Origin of the sequence: Pseudomonas sp. SIMBA_067, assembly GCF_046534675.1 — a bacterium.
GTDB classification, from domain to species: Bacteria; Pseudomonadota; Gammaproteobacteria; order Pseudomonadales; family Pseudomonadaceae; genus Aquipseudomonas; species Aquipseudomonas putida.
In genome coordinates this window covers 1-327 of sequence record NZ_JAWRYH010000181.1, presented here as the reverse complement: position 1 = coordinate 327, position 327 = coordinate 1, and the positions used below count along the sequence as shown (strand labels likewise).

1 protein-coding gene is annotated in these 327 nt (G+C 60.6%); it reads left to right on the top strand.

The genetic code is table 11. The annotated features are described in order from the left end of the window. Window positions 1-151: 151 nt before the first annotated feature. The coding region (locus SB765_RS28625) for a LysR family transcriptional regulator (RefSeq protein ID WP_410932357.1) at window positions 152-327 on the top strand (176 nt) is incomplete at its 3' end.

The following is a 327-nucleotide window of genomic DNA, read 5'->3' as shown; positions in this document are numbered from 1 at the left end:
TGCACGCCGGTGGGGTTCATGCTTGCCTCGGCTTGTTGGTATTGTTTTATGGGGCGACCAGATGCGTCGCGGCCTGGGCATCATTGTTCAGAGGCCGCGCGGCTTGCGTCCAACGAGAAAAACCCCCGGTCTGGAACAAGAAAAACTGATCATGAACCTTCGCTTCCTCGAAACCTTCGTCTGGGTCGCCCGGCTCAAGAGCTTCCGCCTGACCGCAGAAAAGCTGTTCACCACTCAAGCCTCGGTGTCCAGCCGCATTGCCGCGCTGGAGGCAGACCTTGGCGTGAAGCTGTTGCTGCGCGACTCACGCGGGGTCAGCCTGACGCC